Genomic DNA, 20,721 nt, shown 5'->3' with positions numbered 1-20,721 from the left:
CGTGAAGCTCCGGCCTTTCCGGAAGTGCGGGGCTTCAATGCGACAGGGCTGCCATGATGCCGCGCAGTTCGGCCAGACCCTTGAGGCGGCCGATCGAAGGATAGCCCGGCTGGGCCTTGCGGTTCAGATCATCGAGAATGTCCTGGCCGTGGTCCGGCCGCATCGGGATCAGCCAGTCGGCGCGGCCGTTCGCCTTGCGCTTTTTCTCCTCGGCAAGAGCGGCCGCGACCACAGCCACCATATCGGTGTCGCCGCCCAGATGCTCGGCCTCGTAAAACGAACCGCTGATATCGGAGCTTTCGCGTTTCACATTTCTCAGGTGCAGGAAATGCACACGGTCGCCAAGTCGCTCAATCATTCCCGGCAGATCGTTGTCCGGCCTTGCGCCGAGCGAACCCGTGCACAGCGTAATGCCGTTGGCGGGGCTGTCGACGGCATCCATGATCGCCTTGTAGTCGGATTCCGTCGACATGATGCGCGGCAGTCCGAGCAGGTTGAACGGCGGGTCGTCTGGATGGCAGCACATCCGGATACCCAGCTCTTCGGCGACCGGCACGACTTCGGTCAGGAAATCGATGAAATTGGCGCGCAGCCGCTCGGCGGAGATCGCCTTGTATTCGGAGAGGTGCCGGCGCACATCATCGAGCGAAAAGCTCTCGGCCGCACCTGGAAGGCCAAAGACGACATTTCGCGCCAGCGCCTCGCGCCCTGCATCCTCCATTGCCGAGTGACGCGCCTTCGCCTCCTCGGCGACCGTCTTCGGATAGTCCTCCTCGGCGCCGGGGCGCGCCAGGATAAAAATGTCGAAGGCGGCGAAATCCGCATAGTCGAACCGCATGCAGGTTGCCCCGGTCGAAACCCGCCAATTGAGATCGGTTCGCGTCCAGTCGAGCACCGGCATGAAATTGTAGCAAATCACTTCGAGGCCGGCATCGGCGAGGTTGCGCATGCTGACCTTGTAGTTGGCGATATGCTCGCGCCATTCGCCATTCTGCTTCTTGATATCCTCGGAGACCGGCAGGCTTTCGACGACCTCCCAATTCAGGCCGGATGGCGCGCCGTCCTTCATGGCCGAAAGCTCGGCCTTCCGCTTTTCGATTTCCCGTGCGGACCAGACCGCGCCGGTCGGCACATGATGCAGGGCCGTGACCACGCCTTCGACGCCAGCCTGGAGCATGTCGTCAACCGTGACCAGATCCCGCGGTCCGAACCACCGCCATGTTTGTCTCATGATCGCCTCCCGATGCGCGCAATCCCGTATCAACGGCTGCGCGGACAGACAAGCTTTCATAGCAGCAATTTTGGTTGTTGACTAGAATGGAAGTATGGTTTAGCCAAACGCGAAGGGAGGATGCGTGTGCCATGACGCTTCAATGCAGATCGCAGGCGATACCGGACGTGGGCGGGGCTTCCGCTCCCCGGATCCATCGCTTGCTTAGCGCACGTGCTGTCGCCAATGAACTTCGGCCGGGCGCGCGTATTTCCGGATCCGAAATCGCGGCCGGATGTGGCGCCAGCCGCCGGCCAGTGCGCGAAGCCTGCATCAAGCTTGCCGAAGAAGGCCTTCTGGAAGCTCGCCCGCAGCGCGGCACCTTCGTGCGAGAGATCGCCGTTTCCGTTGTCAAGGACGCGCGGTTTTTGGAACTCGATGATCGTTTGCACGCGTTTCTTGACCGCCTGTCCATGCTACGGTCTTCAATAATTAAACCGGTGGAACGGCATGCCCCCAACGCCGATTGCAGGCCGGAACTATTTGAAAACGCAGGCAGTTAAACCACAAGCCTGCAAACGGAAGGAGGAGACGATGCATACACTTTCGAAAATAGGAAATACCGTCATTGCGACGCTCGCCGCGGGCCTGATTACCACTTCGGCGCTCGCCGCCGACATGACGCTGAAGCTTGGCCATCTCGCCAATGAACAGAATCCGTGGCACCTGGCTTCGGTGAAATTCGGCGAGGAGTTGAGCCGCCTGACCGATGGCCGGATCGAGGTTGAAGTCTATCCCAACGAGTCGCTGGGCAAGGAGATCGATCTCATCAACGGCATGCAGCTCGGTACGGTCGACATGACGATCACCGGTGAGAGCCTGCAGAACTGGGCGCCGATGGCCGCGCTTCTGGCCGTGCCCTATGCCTACAAGTCCATCGAGCATATGGACGAGGTCGCCACCGGTGAAATCGGCGACAAGATCAAGCAGCAAATCATCGAGAAGGTACAAATCCGGCCGATTGCGTATTTTGCCCGCGGGCCGCGAGACCTGACCTCCAACAGGCCGATCGCATCGCCCGACGATCTGAAAGGGCTGAAGATGCGCGTCCCGAACGTGCCGCTGTTTGTCGATGTCTGGAAGGCGCTCGGCGCCAATCCCGGACCGATGGCGTTCTCGGAGGTGTTCACCTCTCTCCAGAACGGGACGATCGAGGCTCAGGAAAACCCGCTCGCGCTTATCCGCTCGGCCAATTTCAACGAGGTGCAGAGCCACGTGAACATGACCGAACACGTTCGCTCCTGGATCTATCTGACGATTGCCGAGTCCACCTGGAACAAATTGTCCGAGGATGACCAGGCGGCCGTGATGGAAGCCGCGGCGACCGCGCAGGCCTATGAGCGCGAACTTTTCAACGCCTCGCTCGAGGACGACCGCAAATACCTGGAGGAACACGGCATGACCTTCGTCGAGGTCGATGGCCCGGCCTTCCAGGCAAAAGCCAAGGACGCCGTGCTTGCCAATGTGAACGACGAGATCAAGCCGATCGTCGAAGAGCTTTTCTCCAACTGATCGCGATTGCTGAGCAGGGCGCCGGTCGAACCGGCGCCCTGATGAACCAGGGCCGCTCACAATCATGAACCATTTGCTCGAAATCATCGTCCGGATTAGCCGCGCCGCCATCGGTCTGGCGTTTTGCGTGCTGATCGGCGCGGTTCTGATCCAGGTTCTCGGACGGTCCGTCTTTTCGAATTCGCCGGTGTGGACCGAGGAACTGACGCGGTTTGCGCTTCTTTTTCTGGCCGCCTTCGGGGCGGGCCTTTCGTTTCGCAGCGGCGATCTTGTCAATGTCGATATCGTCAGCGAATCCGCTCCTGGCCGATGGCCATGGCGCATGCGCCTCATCGGTGCGGTCGTGACCGCGGCGATGTGCGCGCTGTTGATCGGTCCCGCCTGGAAATACACGTCGATTGGTGCCTTGCAGACATCGCCTGCACTGGGCTGGCGCATGGATTACATCCATGTCAGCGTTCTTGTGCTGATCCTGTCGCTGATGATTTTCTCTGCGGCGCGTGCCGTTTTGATGATGCTTGGCCAGTCCGACGGGCTTCCCGAAAATCGTTTGGATGAGCCGCCACTATGAATCTTGCCATCCTGATCGCCGTCTTCGTCGGCGGCTTGACGCTCGGTATCCCGGTCGCGGTGACGCTCGGACTGGCTTCGATGGCCTATCTCTTTGCCGCCGACATTCCGTTCGTCGTCCTTCCGCAGAAAATGTATGCCGGCATGGACGTATTCGTGCTGCTTTGCATTCCGGGCTTCATTCTCGCCGGCAACCTGATGAACAACGGCGGAATTACCGAGCGCATCATACGGTTCGCGAATGCAATGGTCGGCTGGGCGCGCGGCGGACTCGGCTTGACGAATGTGGCCGGTTCGATGTTGTTCGGCGGCATTTCCGGCACGGCGGTCGCCGATGCCGCATCAATCGGCGGCATGATGATCCCGGGCATGAGGCGGGCGGGATACCCGGCCGATTTCTCGGCGGCGGTCACCGCGGCGTCCTCGACGGTCGGGCCGATCATCCCGCCATCGGTACCGATGATCATTGTCGGTGCGCTGTCCGGAATTTCCGTGGGCAAGATGTTTTTGGCGGGTGCGGCACCCGGCATTTTGATGGGCCTGGCGATGATGGTCACCACCTACATCATTGCCGTGCGCAAGGGCTTTCCGCGACAGGCCTGGCAGGGTCTGGGCGAGTTGGCCCGCTCCTTCCTTGGCGCATTCTGGGCGATCGCCATGACCGCGCTCATCATCGGCGGCCTGCTGAGCGGTCTTGCCACGCCGACCGAAACCGCCGTGGTCGCCAGCGTTTACGCCTTTGTCGTCGGCAGTTTCGTTTATCGGGAGCTGCCGCTCAGGGCCGTGCCGAAGATCGTCATCGACAGCGCGATCTCATCCGCGGCGATCCTGGCGCTCGTCGGCTTCGCGAACGTGTTCGGCTGGATCCTCGTCTCCGAGCGAATTCCGCAGGCGATCGCGGCGGGCGTGCTGTCCGTTACCGAAAACAAGTATGTCGTCATCCTGCTGATCAACGTCCTGCTTCTGTTCATCGGCATGTTCATGGAGACGATCGCCGCCTTGATCATCCTTTTCGTGCCCCTTCTGACGCTGGCGCAAGGGGTCGGGGTGGATCCGCTGCATTTTGCGACCTTCGCGGTGTTGAACCTCATGATCGGGCTGACCACGCCGCCGGTCGGCGTCTGCCTGTTCGTCTGCGCGAATATCGCCAAATTGCCGCTTACGCCGGTCGTCAGGGCAATCGCACCGTTCCTTTTGACCAATATCCTCGTCTTGCTGCTGGTATCCTACGTGCCGGCAATCGCAACCTGGCTCCCCTCGGTGCTCCTCGATTAGGAACAAGGTCATGCAGACACGGGTATGCCGCCTCTACGGCGAACACGACATCCGCATAGAGACCGATACTGTCGGTACGCCGGGAGAAGGCGAGGTACTGGTCGCCATCGGGGCAGGCGGAATTTGCGGGTCCGATCTGCACTATTATCACGAGGGCGGCTTCGGGCCGATCAGGGTGAAGGAACCTATCATCCTTGGCCACGAGATCGCCGGCACGGTCGAAGCCGTTGGGCCCGGCGTGACGGCCGTCAAGGCCGGCGACCGGGTGGCGCTCAACCCGAGCCGACCATGCGGGCATTGCAAATATTGTCGGGAGGGCATGTTCAACCATTGCCTGGAGATGAGGTTTTACGGATCAGCGCTTCGTTTCCCGCACGAGCAGGGAGCGTTTCGCGACCGCATTGTGGCGCAGGCGTTCCAGTGCGAGCCGATAGGCGAGGGAACGTCGATCGCCGAGGCTGCCTGTTCGGAGCCGCTTAGCGTCTGTGTCCATGCGGCGAACCGCGCAGGCGAATTGCAGGGCAAGCGCGTTCTGGTGACCGGTGCAGGGCCGATCGGGGCTCTTTGCGCTGCGGTCGCACGCCAGCGCGGTGCCACGGAAATCGTCGTCACCGATTTGCAGGGCGCGGCATTGGCGGTCGCTACCGAAATGGGCGCGACGCGGACCGTCAACGTATCGACCAGCGCGGATGTCATGGAAGCCTATGCCGCCGACAAGGGCTATTTCGATGTGGTGTTCGAATGTTCGGCAGCACCTGCGGCGCTGCGCACGGCCATCGCTTCTGTGCGCCCGCAAGGGATCATCGTCCAGGTCGGCGTGACCGGCGACCTCCCGGTTCCGATCAACGTTCTGGTCGGCAAGGAGATCGAATTCAAGGGCACGCACCGCTTCCACTCCGAATTTGGCGAAGCGGTGCAGCTGATCGATACCGGGGCTATCGACGTCAAGCCGATCATCACCGCAACTTATCCGCTTGAACGAGCGCTCGAAGCCTTTGACGCAGCGGGCGACCGCACGCGATCCGTCAAGGTTCATCTGGCCTTTGCCTGACGTTGCGTCAACGTCCGCCGCACTTTGAAGGAATTGTATTTTCAGTCAGTAACGGATGCGCGAAAGGCGCCGGAGTTCTTCGGGCGTCGTCGAGGGCAGGCCGAAGAATTCGAGATAGGCAGGTATCTGCTCAAAGAGCATATCCGTTCCCACCTGCGTCTTGCAGCCCTTCGCGCGGGCGGCGGCGAGAAACGGGGTTTCTTCCTGTTTCATCACCACTTCGCCGACGAAGGCTTCAGGCGCGATCCGGCCGACATCCATCGGCAGCGGATCGGCCGGGTTCATGCCGATCGGCGTTGCGTTGACCACGATATCGAAGCCCGCGGGATCGTCGCTTCCGGTTTCGATCTCGATCGCCGGATAGTGCGCCTTGAGGCTGGCCGCCAGTTTTTCCGCTGAATCAGGGCGGGTATCGAACAGCGCGAGCCGCGCAGCACCCGCATTCGCGAGCGAGGCGGCTATCGCGGAACCGACTCCACCGGAGCCGAAGACGATCGCCGATGCGCCATCGATTATGCGTCCCTTGCGCTGGAGGCCGCGCACGAAACCCTCACCGTCGAACATGTCGCCGATCAACCGGCCTTCTTCGTCCCGCCTGACCGCATTGCACGCGCCACAGACCTTGACCGCGGTGCTTGCTTCATCGAGCAGTGCCACGGTCGATACCTTGTGAGGCATGGTGACGAGGGCGCCCGCTACGTTGCGCAAACGGAAGAGGAGGCGCAGAAATTGCGGAAAGTCTTCCGCTTCGCAGCCCATTGGCATCACGACGACGTCGATGCCCTTTTCCTCGAAATAGGGGTTGTAGATCATCGGGGCCTTGAAGCTCTCGGTCGGAACGCCGAGATGGGCGATGAGCCTGGTGTGCCCGGAAATCGATTGCGTCATTCGAAGCTTGCCCCGATCGAGTTCAATGCGCTTTGGCGCGGTTCGCGAAGACCGCTTTCCATAAAAACAGAGTTGTTTTCATGATCGCAAATCGCTTCAGAATCAATATGGCCCAACAAGGCTTCCCGATCATGCCATCAGATGGCGGTCGGTGAAGCGTAGTGGTTTCGATGTGAACTTGCCGCTTTATGATAACCTTACGGAAAGATGCTATCTGATCGGGAGTGAGTTTATGAGCCGGATATCGATTTTCCTTCTGTCGACGGCAGTTTTCGGACTCTTTTCCAGCTTCGGTGGGCTGGTCGCAAACGCGCAGACGAGCGATGTGGAAGACGTGAAGAACCTGCTTGCGGCTCAGGTTCGCGACCAGGGGCACACCTGCGACGAACCTCAAAGCGCCACGAAGGAGGAAAATCTTTCAAAGCCCGATGAAGAGGTTTGGGATCTGGAGTGCGAGGATGCAACGTATCGGGTCAAGCTTGTTCCTGATATGGCGGCTGAAATCGAAAAGATTGAATGAGCCCTCAGTTCCTGTCTTCTGCGAAAATGTGGGCGGCGCGGGCTATTTGGTGGTGAATTCGACCACGCCGTTCCAGTCCGGCGGCGGTGGATTGGCGATGAAGGCCCGGCAGCGCGAGATATATGCCTCCACCAGAGCAGGTGTCGAGGCCTGGCCAAGATGGGCTTCGAACGCCGCGAGCGCCTCCTGCCATCTACGCTCCAGATAAAGCGTGTGACAGGCCTTCCATTCCGCCAACTCCCGATACTGGTCCTCGCTCACGGGAAATGCGGTTCCTCCACGGCCTTCGCCGATCAACTCGAAGACCTTGATCGGATGCGTCGTTCCGGCCGGCGACACAGTATCGACTTCGCGGAAAACGAAGACTTCGCCGACGCGCTCGACCACCGGTTGGGTTACCAGTGCGTCGGTTCCGTAGCGCTTGTTCAACCCTTCGATCCTCGAGGCAAGGTTCACCGTCGCGCCAAGCGCGGTATATTGCATGCGGCTGAGCGAACCGACGTTTCCAATGACGACAGGGCCTGAATGCAGCCCGAACCGGGTTCGAACCGGCACCAGATGAGAGTGGGCCCCGTCGCCGTTGAGTTTTCGTTCGGCGGCCTTGCAGGCAAGCATTGCGCGGCATCCGTTGACCGCATGTTCAGGGTCTTCGTGCGGAGCGTTCCAGAGCGCCATGATGGCGTCGCCCATGTATTTGTCGACCGTGCCGTGATGCGCGGAAATCTCCTTTTCCATCATTGCGAAATAGGCGGAAAGCTCGCCCATCAGGATTTCCGGGTCGAGGCTTTCGGTCTTTGCCGTGAACCCCTCTATGTCCGAAAAGAGTAGCGTCAGGTCCCGGGCGGTACCGCCGACCGACACGCCCTTGCCGCTTGAGACGATCGCGCGAACGAGGTCGGTCGGCACATAGGCGCCGAAACCGCGCAGGCCCGTCTTCATGTTTGTGACCGCCGTACTCAGCTCGTTGACTTCCTGAATGTGCGATTTGAGGGTGAAGTCGTCCTCCAGCTCGAAATTGCTGATGCGGCCGGCTTCCTCGGCAACGCGCCGCAGTTGCTTGCTCAGGAGCCGGGCGACGAAAACCGTGAGCGCTATCGCGATTACCAGAATGAGCGCGCTCATCTGCAGCACCCTTTGCGTTGATTGCTTGATCGCACCAACGAATTCGTCTTCCGGAACGACGAGCCCGAGCGTTGGATAAACGCCGAAGACTTTCGGGATCGGCCCCGCCGATCCGATAAAGACGCGCCCGTCTTCGCCATGGGAGAAGTCGAAGAACTCCCTCCGGTTTTCAAGCCAGTCGGAGATCGCTTCGGCTACGAGCGGGTCTTCGACCGCGATTTCCTGCCGGGTTTCGATGCCGGCGAACTTCAGCCCTTCGCCTTCCCGGCGTGTTCCGGTGTGGGCAATCAGGCGGTCGTCGCGATCAAGCAGGAACACCTGCCCTTCCTCGCCGATGCGCATGTCGTTTAAGATTCGCACCAGGCCGTTCAGCGTCAGGTCGGCACCCACGACCCCTATCAGCCTGCCGTCCTTGCCAAGGATGCGATGGGCGAAAGTAACGCCGGGACGGCCCGTACTTTCGAAGAGATAGAAATTCGTGGCGTGGATGCCGTCACGCTTCTGTGCTGCCTTGTACCATGGCCGCGTCCGCGGGTCGTAGGCGGCTTTGCCCTGCACGGTGCCGGTTATCCGGCCCCATTCGGACTGGAAGATGTAGTTTTCAACCATCTCCCCCGCCGGTCCGTCGATGCGGCGAAGGACGATACGGCTTCCCTCCGGTATGGGGAAATCGTCCGGGCCAAATGTTTTTGCTTCGGGAGGCAGTTTGACGACCTGATAGAACGCTCCGTTTTCTTCAAAGCCGATGTGCAGGCCGTAAAAGTGTTCGATATTTCTGATCTCGCTATAGAGGATGCCCATACCGTCCAAGGTGCGGACCCCTTCCGGGAATGTCGCTACCAGCTTCGCGGTTGTGGCAACCGTCTCGCCCGTGGGGACGATGATGCTCATGAGATCTGCAATGGCGCCCGATCGTGCGGCGACCATGTCCTCGCGGGCGGTCTCCAGCGCGAGATTGCGATGATTGAAATAAAGATAGGCGACCGTCGCACCGATCATGATGACGGTAAGAAGCGTAAATGCCGCCGCTACCCCTATGTGAAGGCGTATCCTCAAGGTTTCATCCCGCACATTCCGGCCGGCCCGGATTATTGCTGAAACGTTTGGGAAGCGCCACTTTCCGTGCGTGCGTGCCTATTGCGACGCGCCTGTCATGTGGTGCGGTCGCCGTCAGTCCGTGGCGCCCGTCGGCCGCGATGCAATATCATTCGCGAAATGGCGCATTCGTATTTCCAGAAAAGGAAAGAATGGGTTCCAGTGCAGCCGGGTCATTGCTGAATTAGGCAATGCGAGTGTGCGGTTTTCGCCGCGAAGAACAAGGCTGCCCAGGCTGAAGCGGCGCTTGTTGGAACTCTGCCCGTTTCCATACGCTGGATCGTCGGCGGAAAAGGGCAAAGCAATATGGGAGAGCGAATAAACGGCTTCTGGCCATTCAAGCGCAAGATCCGTTTGGCTCGTGTCCGTTTCGCCGGGAAGGAGGGTCTTCAGCACGACTTCGCGGCTCTCGGCGTTACGGTTGGTGACGAGCGAGACCGCATATCCGGGGCGGCTGTTCCGGTCGAACAGGAATGCCGTATCGAAAGGCTCGCGAAGCAAGCTCGCGGTCTCGAAAACGCGATTTACGTCGAATGCGACTAGCTCATGATTGCCGTCGGGTATCCGGTCGAAGAAGTTCGTGACGAGGGCGGGAGCCGAGATCGTCGCGTCCGCGACCGATTGAAAAGCCAGCGTGGGGGGAAATGAGGCAAATCCTCCGCTTGCCTGAAGATCGTCGATCTGTGCCTGGATCGCCGCCGTCAGGCGATAGGCTTGGTCGCCTGCATTGACGGCGAATGAGCCGTATTTGAAAGGATCGTATTCCAGTTCCACGGAGTTCCAGGCGAGCTTGTCCAGGCCCATCCAATGGCCTATGCGCGCCTGCCATTTCGCATAGGCCGCGATCGGAGACAGGCCGATTTCCGGAGACAGAAGCACAAGGCCCGAGGGCTGGGGCAGCGCCTCGTTCGCAAGCGATTCCAGCGTGTAATGCACCGCAAGCGCGCCGCCGTTGGAATACCCCGCAATGATGATCGGCAGACCGGGGTTCGCGTCATGGAGATGGCGCACGGCAAGACGGACGGCGGCCGCCATATCTTCATAGGTGGTTTCGACAAGGCCGCTCGGCGCGGTTCCGTGCCCGGGAATGCGCAGGCCGAGGACATGCCCGCCTTCTTCGTGCAGCATCGTGCCCAGGCTGCGCAGGCTGTAGGGGCTGTCCGACAGCCCGTGCAGCAAGAGCACGCTGAACCGTGGATTTCCCGCCTCAAGCTCGAATGTCCTGTTCCAGTTCCGCGGCCATTGGCGCGGGTTGGCGGGATCGGACATGCTTCCCGCGTTGAAGCGGTTTACCGGCGTTCGGTCCGCTTCGTCGATCCGGTTGTAGATGCGATCGCGAAGTTCGGCGAAGAGGCGCTCCTCCAGCGCAAGGTATGCTTCAAGATCCGAAATGCCGGAACCGGCCTTGAATTCATCCGCAAGGATTTGCGTATGCCAGACCTTCAGGTCCGGCTTGTTGTTCAAAACGATAACCGCGACGGCTGCCAGTGCGGCAATGCCGCCGAGCATTGCGAAAGCAAGGGCGAGTGCGAGGAACCGCAATCGGCGCCAGCGGGCGCGGGGGGGATTTGTCGGCATAAAAACTCCGATTGCTCGTCACCCGCCAACAAGCTGGTGCAAATGAAGACGCGGTATCGTTTCACTTCGGAAGGCGGGGTTTCAATGCCGCATTCGTCCGGACGCGAACCGAAGGTAATTCTGGCGAATAAATAGGCATATTTCTCTATTGCTTTCTATTTGTGCAGGTTGTTCGAGTTTTGCCTTAATGCATTGCACTAGGGTGACAAAGATGTCGATCTTATTTCCTTTTCGAGAAGATCGCAGATTTTACTAATTGTTTGTTACCAATCAGCTTTTCTTAAATCGGATGAGGCAATATCCGCTCTGGCCCGCTCCTTGCTCTGTCTTGTGACGCAAACAATTCAGCCGGAGGGTCAAATGACTGGTCATCATAGAAAAACAAGCGTCGCGGCGCTGTCGGCAGCGCTTGCGATGTCGTTCGCGGTCGGTACGGCGAAAGCCGAGGATACCATCAAGGTCGGCATTCTTCATTCGCTGTCCGGAACCATGGCGATCTCCGAGACGACGCTCAAGGATGCCATGCTGATGCTCATCGAAGAGCAGAACAAGAAGGGCGGCGTTCTCGGCAAGAAGCTGGAGGCCGTCGTGGTCGACCCTGCTTCCGACTGGCCCCTTTTTGCCGAAAAGGCGCGCGAGCTTATCGAAAAGGACAAGGTTGCCGCGGTTTTCGGCTGCTGGACGTCCGTTTCGCGCAAGTCCGTGCTCCCGGTCTTCGAGGAATTGAACGGCCTTCTGTTCTATCCCGTCCAGTATGAGGGCGAGGAAAGCCAGCGAAACGTCTTCTACACGGGTGCCGCGCCAAACCAGCAGGCGGTCCCGGCGGTCGACTACCTGATGGATGTCGAGGGCGTGGAGCGCTGGGTGCTTGCCGGCACCGACTATGTCTATCCGCGCACGACGAACAAGATCCTCGAGGCTTATCTCCAGTCCAAGGGTGTCGCGCCCGAGGACATCATGATCAACTACACGCCATTCGGGCATTCCGACTGGCAGACGATCGTAGCCGACATCAAGACCTTCGGCTCGGCGGGCAAGAAGACCGCCGTGGTGTCCACCATCAACGGCGACGCCAACGTTCCCTTCTACAAGGAACTGGCCAACCAGGGCATCAAGGCCGAGGATATTCCGGTCGTCGCGTTTTCCGTCGGCGAGGAAGAGCTTGCCGGCCTCGACACGGCGCCGCTCGTCGGTCACCTCGCCGCCTGGAATTATTTCCAGTCCGTCGACACGGACGCGAACGCCGAATTTATCGACGCCTGGCATGCTTTCATTGGTGACGAGAGCCGCGTGACGAACGATCCGATGGAGGCCCACTTCATCGGCTTCAACATGTGGGTGGAGGCGGTTGAGAAGGCTGGCACGACCGATCCCGACGCTGTGATCGACAGCATCGTCGGCGTTTCCGTGCCGAACCTCACCGGCGGCTATTCGGCGATGATGCCGAACCATCACATCACCAAGCCGGTGTTGATCGGCGAGATCCAGGAAGACGGTCAGTTCGAGGTGGTTTGGGAAACCTCCGGCCTCGTCGTCGGCGACGAATGGTCCGACTACCTGCCGGATTCAAGGCCGCTTATCGCCGATTGGCGCGCGCCGATGTCCTGCGGCAACTTCAATACCGAAACGGGCAAATGCGGGGGCAAGGGCGTCGATTGACGCTTACGCCTTTTCGGTAGCGGTGCGGACGGGCGCTTGATGCGCCCGTCCGCAAGCCAGTCATCCTAGAAAAACTGCGATCAGATCATGCGCCTTGCGGGACCGCTCACATTCGCCGTTGCCATTATCCTGTCGCTTGCCGGTGTGGCTCATTCCCAGGAAAAGCCGCTTCGGGAAATCGTCAACTCGTTCGCCGAAGCGCGGAATTTCAACCAGACCGAGGAAATAGTCGCAGAACTCGGTGCGACGGGCGATCCTGCCGTGGTGCCCGTGCTGCGCGCGCTTTCGGAAGGCGATCTTCACGTCAGGAAATCCGACAATCAGGTCTTCATCGTCTCGGGACGCGGCAAAACGCTGACGATCATCGATCCCCTCACGGGGGAAATGGTCGGCGAGGAGGGAAAGCGCGCTCTTTCGAAAATCCGCGTGAATAACGGCCTGCGCAGGCTGATCCGCGATACGATCGGCGGTCTTGCGCTTGGCTCTCCCGATCCAGCGGCAAGGCTGAGGGCAGCGCGCACGCTCATTTCAAATCCCGATGCGTCGTCCTTGCCGGCGATCGAGGCCGCGCTCGAGAAGGAAACCGATCCCGAAGTCGCCGCCGGCATGATGCGCGCGCGTGCCGCCGCGATCCTTGTTTCCGAGCGGCCGGATGCGGAAAAATCGGAAGCGATTACCGCCGTTGCCGCGATCAGCACTCAGGATGCCCTCAGCCTGCTGTTGGGCTTCAGGGGACAGGCGACAGGCGAACTCAGGGAACAGGTCGACCGGGCGATCGCCCGGGTGGAGCGTGTGCAATCCTATTGGGCGATGGCGCAAAACGTCTGGTACGGCCTTTCGCTCGGCTCCGTCCTTCTTCTTGCAGCCATCGGACTTGCGATCACCTTCGGCGTGATGGGCGTCATCAACATGGCGCATGGCGAGATGGTGATGATCGGCGCCTATGTCACCTTCGTCGTGCAGGAGATTATCCGCACAAGCGCGCCCTGGCTTTTCGACTGGTCGCTGGCGATAGCGCTGCCGCTTGCTTTTCTGACCGCAGGCGCGATCGGCTATGCGCTAGAACGCGGCATCATCCGCTTTCTCTACGGGCGTCCGCTCGAAACGCTTCTCGCCACATGGGGAGTGTCGCTGATCCTTCAGCAGGCGGTGCGCACGATTTTCGGGCCGACCAACAGGGAGGTCGGGTCGCCGTCCTGGATGTCGGGCGCGTTCGAGATCGGACAACTCACGATCACCTGGAACAGGCTCTATATCGTTCTCTTCGCGCTTGCCGTTTTCGCGGTGCTGCTGTTCGTGCTCAACCGCACGTCCTTCGGCCTGCAGATGCGCGCCGTTACCCAAAACCGGCGCATGGCGGCGGCCATGGGCATCCGCACGCCGCGCGTTGACGCGATGACATTCGCGCTCGGCTCCGGCGTTGCCGGGCTTGCCGGCGTCGCGCTCAGCCAGATCGACAACGTCTCGCCGAACCTGGGACAAGGCTACATCATCGATTCCTTCATGGTCGTCGTCTTCGGCGGGGTAGGCAATCTCTGGGGTACCTTCGTCGGCGCGCTGACGCTCGGCATCGCCAACAAGTTCCTCGAACCCTACGCGGGCGCGGTGCTCGGCAAGATCCTCGTTCTCGTCTTCATCATCCTCTTCATCCAGAAGCGGCCGCGCGGGCTCTTCGCACTCAAGGGAAGGGCGGTGGAAGCATGATTTCAGGATATCTGGCCCGAAACGGCCTGGAAGGCCGGATCATCGCGACGATCGTTCTCATTCTCGCCGCCGGGGTCGCCGTGCCGGTGTCCAACCTTGTGCTCGATCCCTCGCATCCGCTGCATGTGCCGACCTATATCGTGGCGCTTCTCGGCAAATACCTGACCTATGCGCTTCTGGCGCTGGCGCTCGATCTCGTCTGGGGGTTCTGCGGCATTCTCTCGCTCGGCCACGGAGCCTTTTTCGCGCTCGGCGGATATGCGATGGGCATGTACCTCATGCGCCAGATCGGCACGCGCGGTGTCTACGGCAATCCGGTCATGCCCGATTTCATGGTGTTCCTGAACTGGAAGGAACTGCCCTGGTACTGGCATGGCTTCGACCAGTTCTGGTTCGCAATGGTCATGGTCGCGCTCGTGCCGGGCATGCTTGCTTTCGTTTTCGGCTGGTTCGCCTTCAGAAGCCGCGTAACGGGCGTGTATCTCTCCATCATCACGCAGGCGATGACCTATGCGCTCATGCTCGCCTTCTTCCGCAACGATATGGGCTTCGGCGGCAACAACGGTCTGACCGACTTCAAGGATATTCTTGGCTTCGACGTGCAGGCGGACACGACGCGCGCGGCCCTTTTCGCGGCAAGTGCCGTTGCGCTCGCAATCGGCGTTATCATAACCGCGCGGATCACCGGTTCGCACTTCGGCAAGCTGATGATCGCCTCGCGCGATGCCGAAAGCCGCACCCGCTTCCTCGGCTACAGGCCTGAGATGGTGAAGCTTTTCGCGTTCACGGTGTCCGCCGTCATGGCCGGCGTGGCGGGTGCGCTCTACGTGCCGCAGGTCGGCATCATCAATCCTGGCGAATTCGCGCCGGCCAATTCCATCGAGGTGGTCGTCTGGACGGCGGTCGGGGGGCGAGGAACCATAATCGGGCCGATCATCGGCGCGCTTCTCGTCAATGGCGGCAAGAGCTGGTTCACCGGTGTCCTGCCTGAATTCTGGCTGTTCGCCCTAGGCGGCCTTTTCGTCTTCGTAACGCTTTTCCTTCCCAAGGGCATTGTGGGGACGCTTCAGGACCACATCGGCAGGCGCCGCGAGAAGCGGCAGGCGGAAAAGGCTGAAGAGGCCGAGGCTGCTTCTGCTGCGGAACCCACCCCGGTGGGAGCGGAGTAGCATCATGGTGGAGAGAGCCGGCACCATTCTTTACCTCGACGGCGTCAGCGTCGCATTCGACGGGTTCAAGGCGATCCAGAACCTTTCCTTCGTCCTCAAGCGCGGGGAGATGCGGGCGATCATCGGCCCGAACGGAGCCGGAAAGACGACGATGATGGACATCGTTACCGGCAAGACGAGGCCGGACGAGGGCGATGTCTACTTCAACGGGACGATCGACCTTACCAGGCACGACGAGGCGGATATCGCGACACTCGGCATCGGGCGGAAATTCCAGAAGCCCACTGTGTTCGAAAGCCTTACGGTGGCGGATAACCTGAGCCTTGCGCTGGCGGCACCGCGCGACGTTTTCAGCGTGCTGTTTGCCAGGGAAAGTTCCGGGCGTGCCAGGCGGATCGACGAGATCCTGGAGATTGTCCGCCTTGGCCATCGCAGGGAGCATGTGGCCGCAAATCTCAGCCACGGCCAGAAGCAGTGGCTGGAGATCGGGATGCTGCTCGCGCAGGACCCGAAGCTTCTGCTCGTCGACGAACCGGTCGCGGGCATGACGGACGCGGAAACGGAAGAAACCGCACGGCTCCTTCGCGAGATTGCGGCAACGCACTCCGTCGTCGTCGTCGAACACGACATGCATTTCGTCCGCGAGCTGGACGTGAAGGTGACCTGCCTGCACGAAGGTTCCGTCCTTTCGGAAGGAAGCCTCGACCACGTCTCGTCCGACAAGCGGGTGATCGAAGTCTATCTGGGGCGTTAGAAAATGCTGGCCGTTGAAAATGCCACCCTTCAGTACGGAGCGGCGAAAGCGCTGCGCGGCGTATCGCTCGAAGCGGACGATGGCAGGATCACCTGTGTGCTCGGTCGCAATGGCGTGGGCAAGACGAGCCTGCTTCGCGCGATTGTCGGCCATCATCCGCTATCCGGCGGGTACATCACGTTCGAGGGTGCGGAACTCGGCCCGAAACGCAGCTACGACAGGGCGCGGCTCGGTATCGGCTTCGTGCCGCAGGGGCGCGAAATATTCCCGCTTCTGACAGTCGAAGAGAATCTGATGACAGGTTATGCGGGCCTCCCGTCTCGCGCTCGCAGCGTACCGCCTTACGTCTTCGAGCTCTTCCCCGTCTTGAAGGATATGCTGCGCCGGCGAGGGGGAGACCTTTCCGGCGGCCAGCAGCAGCAGCTGGCCATCGGCCGCGCGCTGGTTTCACGCCCAAAGCTGCTTGTTCTGGATGAGCCGACGGAAGGAATCCAGCCGTCGATTATCAAGGATATCGGACGGGCCATACGGTTTCTTCGCGACGAGCAGGGCATGTCGATCCTGCTCGTCGAGCAGTATCTCGAGTTCTGTCGGGAACTGGCCGATGAAGTCTACATCATGGACCGGGGGCTAATCGTACATTCGGGTGAAGCCGACACGCTGGACGATCCCGAGATCAGGGCGCATCTCACCGTCTGAAACATCGGGTTCGGACCATCGCCCCATCCATGAGTGCGGTTATCATGTCGTTGACGGACCCGTTCACGGCCTTCATCAATTCCGCAAATCCGCTTTCGTCGGCATGATCCGCTGGCAGACGCATGTTGTCTGGCGTGCTACCTCGTAAATTTCCGCGATGGATGGCCCATTCAGCTGTCACGTTCAAGAAGTGGCGGGCCGGAATAATGTTGACTAGTATACAAGTATGTTGCTAAACATATTGTCGGGAGGAATGAGAGAATGGCATCAATCGCCGCCGCCCGGACGATCGTGCAGAGCGCACCCGTCGGACCGCAAATCTACGCGATCCTGCGCGAGCGGATCATTCACAACGAATTGCCACCGGGAACGCGCGTCTCGGAGTCCGAAATAGCCGCGAACTATTCGGTCAGCCGGCAACCCGTGCGCGAGGCTTTCATCAAACTTTCCGAAGAAGGATTGATGGATGTGCGCCCTCAGCGGGGTTCCTACATCCGCAAGATCTCGACATCGGCGGTTATGGACGCGCGTTTCGTGCGCGAGGCGATCGAGGCGGATATTGTCAGGCTCGTCACGGAAAAGCATGACGAATCTCTCGATGCGAAACTCAAGGGGCAGCTTGCCCTGCAGCGCGAGGCGGCATCGAAAGATGCCAACCGTTTCATTCAACTTGACGAGCTGTTCCACCGCACACTCGCGGAAGCCGCGAACAAATCCGGCGTCTGGGCGATGGTGGAGGGGCTGAAGGCGCAGATGGACCGCGTGCGCTATCTCAGTCTTTTCAAGTTTCCAATGCATCAGCTGCTTGAACAGCACGAGGCGATCGCGAAGGCGATCGCCCGGCGCGATCCGGTTGCGGCGGAAACCGCAATGCGGATGCACCTCCGGGAGATCCTCAAGGATCTGCCGGCTATCGCAGAGGAAAAGCCGGAGCTTTTCGACACTTCGGGCGTGTGAGCGCGCCCGTCTGCGAACACCTGGGAGGAAATGTGATGTCGATTGCAAAGTTCAGCAATGCGCTGCTGGCGGGCTTGGCCGCCAGTTTCATCGCCACCGGGGCATGGGCCGCCGATTATACGCTGAGTGTCAACACGGCGCTTGCCACCACGGACCCGCTGTACAAGGGCCTTGAAGCGTTCCAGGCCAATGTGGCCGATGCCTCGGGCGGGCGGATGGAAATCAAGATATTCCCCAATTCCCAGCTCGGTCCCGACGAGGACGTTCTCGAGCAGGCGCGCGCCGGCGCGCCGGTCGCGGTCGTGGTCGACGGCGGCCGCCTCGCGGTTTTCCAGAAGGAATTCGGCGTCCTCGGCGCCCCGTTCCTCGCGTCCGGTTATGATGGCATCCGCAAGGTCGTCACCTCCGACATGTTCGAGGAATGGGTGCAGGCGCTGCATGACGGCTCCAGCCTGCAGGTCCTGAGTTTCAACTGGTGGCAGGGCGAGCGGCATCTGCTCACCAACAAGGAGATCAACGTCCCGGCCGATCTGAATGGCATCCGCATGCGCACGCCGGGAGCGCCCGTCTGGACCGGAACGATCGGCGCGATGGGCGCAACGCCGACACCCATGCCCTGGGGCGAGGTATATTCCGCCCTTTCCTCAAACGTCATCGACGGGGCGGAAGCCCAGTTCCCGGCAATCGTCGGCGCGAAGCTCGACGAGGTGATCACGCATATCACCAAGACCGGGCATATCAACCTGATCACGGGTATCGTCACGTCCGGCGCCTGGTTCGACAGCCTGCCGGAGGATCTGCAGAAGATCTTGCGCGACGAAGCCCTGAAAGCTGGCGACATTGCCTCCTATGGCACCAGGGACTCGCTTGCCGGCATCGAAAGCGCGCTCGTCGAAAAGGGTATTTCGGTTCGCGAGGTCGATGTGACGCCCTTCAAGGAGGCGACGGCCACTGTCTACGACGACCTGGGATATGGCGATCTTCGAGACAAGCTTCGGGCGCTCGCCGCTGAATGAATCGCGCTGGCGCAATGCCGGGGCGGATAATAGCCGCTCCGGCCATTTCGGATATTTCGGAGAGGGACAGATGCCAGGCGTTCTGGGGAAGGTCGAATTCGTCGTCGGCGGCATATTGCTTGCGGTCATCACCGGGCTCGTCTTCATCGCGGCCGTGATGCGCTTTTTCGGCAACCCGCTGATCTGGTCGGTGGACCTCGCCCAGCTCCTGTTCATCTGGCTCTGTTTCATCGGCGCGACCCGGGCCATGCGCCAGCGCGCGCACCTCGGCGTGGATTATCTCGTCCGTCTGCTTGGCCACCGTCACCGTCTGCTTCTGGAGACGGCGCTGGCGGTGGTTTTCGTGGCGTTCCTTTCCGTTCTGGCGGTTGAAGGCTACAAGCTCACCATACTGAACTGGGAGCGGCAGTTCGGCGACAGCGGCCTGTCCTATGCCTGGGTCACGATCGCGGTGCCGGCCGGCAGCATCATGCTTTCGGCCTCGATCATCTCCAACGTGGTTTCCTCCTGGCGTCAGGCACGTCTCGACGGGCAGTTGGTCTTCACCCGCACCAGCGCCGAAACCGACGAAGCCCCGGCGGAGATCTGAGCCATGGGACTGATCGCGCTCGTTTTCTTCGTTCTGATGGTCCTGGGAGCGCCGGTCGCCTTCGCCATCGGTATCGCGGGCTTTGTCTTTTTCCTCACCTCCGACATCATGCCGCTTTCGATCGGCGTGCAGAAGATCGCGACCGTATCCCAGAGCTTTCCCCTTCTTGCCGTTCCGTTCTTCGTCCTTGCCGGGCACCTGATGAACGAAAGCGACATTACCGACCGTCTGTTCCGGTTTTCGCGGGTTTCCGTCGGCTGGCTCACCGGCGGGCTGGCGCAGGTTTCCATCATCCTTTCCACGCTGATGGGCGGGGTATCCGGATCGGCCGTGGCGGATGCCGCCATGCAGGCGCGTGTCCTCGGCCCGCAGATGATCAATCACAAGTATTCCAAGGGCTACACGTCGGCGGTGATCGCGCTGAGTTCGCTGATTACCGCAACGATCCCGCCCAGTATCGGCCTGATCCTTTATGGCTATGTCGGTCAGGTTTCCATCGGGCGGCTTTTTCTGGCGGGCATCGTGCCGGGCCTGTTGATGATGCTGTTCCTGATGGTCGCAGCCTATTTGGTCGCCAAAAAGCGCAACTACGTGATCGAGGACAGCGAGAAGCCGACGCTGGGGGCGCTGGGCAAGGTCGCATGGAACGCGAAATGGGCGCTGCTCTTTCCCGTGCTCCTTATCGCCTCGATCCGGGGAGGGCTGTTCACTCCATCGGAGGTGGGGGCTTTTGCCGTCGTCTACGCCATCTGTGTCGGCCGGTTCGCCCACAAGGTCTTGACGTTCGAGGCGATCAAGCGTGCGTTCGGCCACGCTCTTTCGGATATCGGACTGATCATGCTGATCATCCTGATGTCGGGCATGATCGGCTTTGCCATCATCTTCCTGCAGGTTCCGCAGGAGGTTGCAGGCTACATGCTCTCCAACCTCACCAATCCGCATGTCATCGTAGCGGTCATTCTCATCTCGCTCTTCGTGGCGGGCCTGTTTTTCGAGAGCACGATACTGGTTCTCTTGCTGACGCCGATCTTCGTGCCGGTCATCCAGAAGGCCGGTGTCGATCCGGTTCACTTCGGTATACTGATGATGACCATCGTCACCCTCGGGTCGATGACGCCGCCGGTCGGCGTTGCCATGTACACGGTCTGCAGCCTGCTCGACACGCCGCTTGAGCAATACATCAAGGAAAGCGCGCCCTTCCTCGTTGCGATCCTTGCGCTTGTCGCTCTCCTGCTCTTCGTGCCCGGGCTCGTGCTCTTCCTGCCCAATTGGGCGTTCGGCTAAAATGGGCGG

The 20,721-nt window shown here is 60.5% G+C and carries 19 protein-coding genes; 15 read left to right on the top strand and 4 right to left on the bottom strand.

Annotated features, from left to right (window positions below; genetic code table 11):
- Positions 1 to 34: 34 nt before the first annotated feature.
- Positions 35 to 1,231, bottom strand: coding sequence for a mannonate dehydratase (gene uxuA, locus GR183_RS15575; RefSeq protein ID WP_160776573.1), 1,197 nt, complete (start codon positions 1,229 to 1,231; stop codon positions 35 to 37).
- Positions 1,232 to 1,398: 167 nt separating this feature from the next.
- On the opposite strand from uxuA, the gene GR183_RS15570 reads away from it, so the two are divergent.
- From GR183_RS15570 to GR183_RS15550, 5 genes are all read left to right on the top strand, one after another.
- Positions 1,399 to 1,773, top strand: a complete 375-nt coding sequence (locus tag GR183_RS15570; RefSeq protein WP_312846838.1) for a GntR family transcriptional regulator — start codon at positions 1,399 to 1,401, stop codon at positions 1,771 to 1,773.
- Between the two features lie 31 nt (positions 1,774 to 1,804).
- The gene (locus tag GR183_RS15565; RefSeq protein ID WP_160776571.1) at positions 1,805 to 2,782 is read left to right on the top strand and encodes a TRAP transporter substrate-binding protein; all 978 of its coding nucleotides are present in this window, start codon (positions 1,805 to 1,807) and stop codon (positions 2,780 to 2,782) included.
- 64 nt (positions 2,783 to 2,846) lie between these two features.
- On the top strand, positions 2,847 to 3,353 hold the full coding sequence (locus GR183_RS15560; RefSeq protein ID WP_160776570.1) for a TRAP transporter small permease: 507 nt from the start codon (positions 2,847 to 2,849) through the stop codon (positions 3,351 to 3,353).
- Positions 3,350 to 4,627 carry a TRAP transporter large permease gene (locus GR183_RS15555; protein ID WP_160776569.1) on the top strand — a complete coding sequence of 426 codons (1,278 nt, stop codon included), beginning with the start codon at positions 3,350 to 3,352 and terminating at the stop codon, positions 4,625 to 4,627. The genes GR183_RS15560 and GR183_RS15555 overlap by 4 nt, the downstream gene beginning before the upstream one ends.
- A 10-nt stretch (positions 4,628 to 4,637) precedes the next feature.
- Complete coding sequence (locus tag GR183_RS15550; protein WP_160776568.1) at positions 4,638 to 5,678, top strand: L-idonate 5-dehydrogenase; 1,041 nt, start codon at positions 4,638 to 4,640, stop codon at positions 5,676 to 5,678.
- A 45-nt stretch (positions 5,679 to 5,723) separates the two neighbouring features.
- Here GR183_RS15550 and GR183_RS15545 read toward each other — a convergent pair whose 3' ends face one another.
- Positions 5,724 to 6,566: a shikimate dehydrogenase family protein gene (locus tag GR183_RS15545; protein WP_160776567.1), complete on the bottom strand. Its 843-nt coding sequence runs from the start codon at positions 6,564 to 6,566 to the stop codon at positions 5,724 to 5,726.
- 232 nt (positions 6,567 to 6,798) lie between these two features.
- Here GR183_RS15545 and GR183_RS15540 point away from each other — a divergent pair, with 232 nt between their 5' ends.
- Positions 6,799 to 7,086 carry a hypothetical protein gene (locus tag GR183_RS15540; protein ID WP_202396124.1) on the top strand — a complete coding sequence of 96 codons (288 nt, stop codon included), beginning with the start codon at positions 6,799 to 6,801 and terminating at the stop codon, positions 7,084 to 7,086.
- Positions 7,087 to 7,128: 42 nt separating this feature from the next.
- Here GR183_RS15540 and GR183_RS15535 read toward each other — a convergent pair whose 3' ends face one another.
- A complete protein-coding gene (locus GR183_RS15535) occupies positions 7,129 to 9,264 on the bottom strand; it encodes an adenylate/guanylate cyclase domain-containing protein (RefSeq protein WP_160776566.1) in 2,136 nt (711 codons plus the stop codon).
- A gap of 114 nt (positions 9,265 to 9,378) precedes the next feature.
- Positions 9,379 to 10,881, bottom strand: a complete 1,503-nt coding sequence (locus GR183_RS15530; protein WP_160776565.1) for an alpha/beta hydrolase — start codon at positions 10,879 to 10,881, stop codon at positions 9,379 to 9,381.
- Between the two features lie 360 nt (positions 10,882 to 11,241).
- Between GR183_RS15530 and urtA the strand changes: the two genes are divergently transcribed.
- The 9 genes from urtA to GR183_RS15485 all read left to right on the top strand — a co-directional run bounded on the left by urtA (position 11,242) and on the right by GR183_RS15485 (position 20,712).
- A complete protein-coding gene (gene urtA, locus GR183_RS15525) occupies positions 11,242 to 12,540 on the top strand; it encodes an urea ABC transporter substrate-binding protein (protein ID WP_376765776.1) in 1,299 nt (432 codons plus the stop codon).
- 87 nt (positions 12,541 to 12,627) lie between these two features.
- On the top strand, positions 12,628 to 14,244 hold the full coding sequence (gene urtB / locus GR183_RS15520; RefSeq protein ID WP_160776564.1) for an urea ABC transporter permease subunit UrtB: 1,617 nt from the start codon (positions 12,628 to 12,630) through the stop codon (positions 14,242 to 14,244).
- The gene (gene urtC / locus GR183_RS15515) at positions 14,241 to 15,413 is read left to right on the top strand and encodes an urea ABC transporter permease subunit UrtC (RefSeq protein WP_160776563.1); all 1,173 of its coding nucleotides are present in this window, start codon (positions 14,241 to 14,243) and stop codon (positions 15,411 to 15,413) included. The genes urtB and urtC overlap by 4 nt, the downstream gene beginning before the upstream one ends.
- 4 nt (positions 15,414 to 15,417) lie before the next feature.
- Entirely contained in the window at positions 15,418 to 16,167 is a 750-nt protein-coding gene (urtD, locus tag GR183_RS15510; RefSeq protein ID WP_160776562.1) for an urea ABC transporter ATP-binding protein UrtD, read from the top strand.
- A gap of 3 nt (positions 16,168 to 16,170) precedes the next feature.
- Complete coding sequence (urtE, locus tag GR183_RS15505; RefSeq protein ID WP_160776561.1) at positions 16,171 to 16,866, top strand: urea ABC transporter ATP-binding subunit UrtE; 696 nt, start codon at positions 16,171 to 16,173, stop codon at positions 16,864 to 16,866.
- A 261-nt stretch (positions 16,867 to 17,127) separates the two neighbouring features.
- Positions 17,128 to 17,823 carry a GntR family transcriptional regulator gene (locus GR183_RS15500; protein WP_160776560.1) on the top strand — a complete coding sequence of 232 codons (696 nt, stop codon included), beginning with the start codon at positions 17,128 to 17,130 and terminating at the stop codon, positions 17,821 to 17,823.
- Between the two features lie 35 nt (positions 17,824 to 17,858).
- A complete protein-coding gene (locus GR183_RS15495; RefSeq protein WP_160776559.1) occupies positions 17,859 to 18,839 on the top strand; it encodes a C4-dicarboxylate TRAP transporter substrate-binding protein in 981 nt (326 codons plus the stop codon).
- Positions 18,796 to 19,428 (top strand): TRAP transporter small permease, encoded by a 633-nt coding sequence (locus GR183_RS15490; RefSeq protein ID WP_202396123.1) that lies wholly within the window; start codon positions 18,796 to 18,798, stop codon positions 19,426 to 19,428. The genes GR183_RS15495 and GR183_RS15490 overlap by 44 nt, the downstream gene beginning before the upstream one ends.
- A 3-nt stretch (positions 19,429 to 19,431) precedes the next feature.
- On the top strand, positions 19,432 to 20,712 hold the full coding sequence (locus GR183_RS15485; RefSeq protein WP_160776558.1) for a TRAP transporter large permease: 1,281 nt from the start codon (positions 19,432 to 19,434) through the stop codon (positions 20,710 to 20,712).
- The last annotated feature ends 9 nt before the right edge of the window (positions 20,713 to 20,721 follow it).

This window comes from Stappia sediminis (genome assembly GCF_009826895.1).
GTDB classification, from domain to species: domain Bacteria; phylum Pseudomonadota; class Alphaproteobacteria; order Rhizobiales; family Stappiaceae; genus Hongsoonwoonella; species Hongsoonwoonella sediminis.
Note: the sequence above shows the minus strand (reverse complement) of the source record. Positions and strands in the feature narration are given on the sequence as shown.

What these genes read in the sequence shown, in the direction of transcription:
- urtD (WP_160776562.1), top strand. Translation starts at nt 15,418, where the DNA reads ATGGTGGAGAGAGCCGGCACCATTCTTTACCTCGACGGCGTCAGCGTC.
- GR183_RS15555 (WP_160776569.1), top strand. Translation starts at nt 3,350, where the DNA reads ATGAATCTTGCCATCCTGATCGCCGTCTTCGTCGGCGGCTTGACGCTC.
- GR183_RS15485 (WP_160776558.1), top strand. Translation starts at nt 19,432, where the DNA reads ATGGGACTGATCGCGCTCGTTTTCTTCGTTCTGATGGTCCTGGGAGCG.
- GR183_RS15560 (WP_160776570.1), top strand. Translation starts at nt 2,847, where the DNA reads ATGAACCATTTGCTCGAAATCATCGTCCGGATTAGCCGCGCCGCCATC.
- urtA (WP_376765776.1), top strand. Translation starts at nt 11,242, where the DNA reads ATGACTGGTCATCATAGAAAAACAAGCGTCGCGGCGCTGTCGGCAGCG.
- GR183_RS15490 (WP_202396123.1), top strand. Translation starts at nt 18,796, where the DNA reads ATGGCGATCTTCGAGACAAGCTTCGGGCGCTCGCCGCTGAATGAATCG.
- GR183_RS15530 (WP_160776565.1), bottom strand. Translation starts at nt 10,881, where the DNA reads ATGCCGACAAATCCCCCCCGCGCCCGCTGGCGCCGATTGCGGTTCCTC.
- GR183_RS15495 (WP_160776559.1), top strand. Translation starts at nt 17,859, where the DNA reads ATGTCGATTGCAAAGTTCAGCAATGCGCTGCTGGCGGGCTTGGCCGCC.
- GR183_RS15540 (WP_202396124.1), top strand. Translation starts at nt 6,799, where the DNA reads ATGAGCCGGATATCGATTTTCCTTCTGTCGACGGCAGTTTTCGGACTC.
- GR183_RS15565 (WP_160776571.1), top strand. Translation starts at nt 1,805, where the DNA reads ATGCATACACTTTCGAAAATAGGAAATACCGTCATTGCGACGCTCGCC.
- GR183_RS15545 (WP_160776567.1), bottom strand. Translation starts at nt 6,566, where the DNA reads ATGACGCAATCGATTTCCGGGCACACCAGGCTCATCGCCCATCTCGGC.
- GR183_RS15500 (WP_160776560.1), top strand. Translation starts at nt 17,128, where the DNA reads ATGGCATCAATCGCCGCCGCCCGGACGATCGTGCAGAGCGCACCCGTC.
- urtE (WP_160776561.1), top strand. Translation starts at nt 16,171, where the DNA reads ATGCTGGCCGTTGAAAATGCCACCCTTCAGTACGGAGCGGCGAAAGCG.
- urtC (WP_160776563.1), top strand. Translation starts at nt 14,241, where the DNA reads ATGATTTCAGGATATCTGGCCCGAAACGGCCTGGAAGGCCGGATCATC.
- urtB (WP_160776564.1), top strand. Translation starts at nt 12,628, where the DNA reads ATGCGCCTTGCGGGACCGCTCACATTCGCCGTTGCCATTATCCTGTCG.
- GR183_RS15550 (WP_160776568.1), top strand. Translation starts at nt 4,638, where the DNA reads ATGCAGACACGGGTATGCCGCCTCTACGGCGAACACGACATCCGCATA.
- uxuA (WP_160776573.1), bottom strand. Translation starts at nt 1,231, where the DNA reads ATGAGACAAACATGGCGGTGGTTCGGACCGCGGGATCTGGTCACGGTT.